1 protein-coding gene is annotated in these 343 nt (G+C 34.7%); it reads right to left on the bottom strand.

Translation table 11 applies throughout. The features are described 5' to 3' along the window. On the bottom strand, nt 1-192 hold a 192-nt coding region (locus V7164_RS22400), incomplete at its 3' end, for an ArsB/NhaD family transporter (protein WP_335355264.1). Between the last annotated feature and the right edge of the window lie 151 nt (nt 193-343).

The following is a 343-nucleotide window of genomic DNA, read 5'->3' as shown; positions in this document are numbered from 1 at the left end:
AATTAACGTTAATGTGGCATTCCAAACAATTAATATCACATCTATGAAATCATGAAAGTCCACGACTCCCACAATAAGTGCCAGCATAGCTCCTCCGCAAGCCGTCCAGCCAATTCCTAACCCTTTCGGCTGCCAAATAACTAATATTATAGTGGCCAAAAAGATAATACTTGCTAAAATAATTGAAAACATCGTGAACCCCCAACTATCTCTATTTACCTCCATCAGTATATAGGCATACTTAAATGCGTTCAACATTAAATAAACCTTTGCAGTCAATGTCAAATTCTAAATGAATTACGTTATTGACAGATTTTTCATTTCTCTATATATTATATATGGG

It is taken from the genome of Bacillus sp. JJ1474 (genome assembly GCF_036965225.1).
Lineage (GTDB): Bacteria > Bacillota > Bacilli > Bacillales > Cytobacillaceae > Cytobacillus.
Note: the sequence above shows the minus strand (reverse complement) of the source record. Positions and strands in the feature narration are given on the sequence as shown.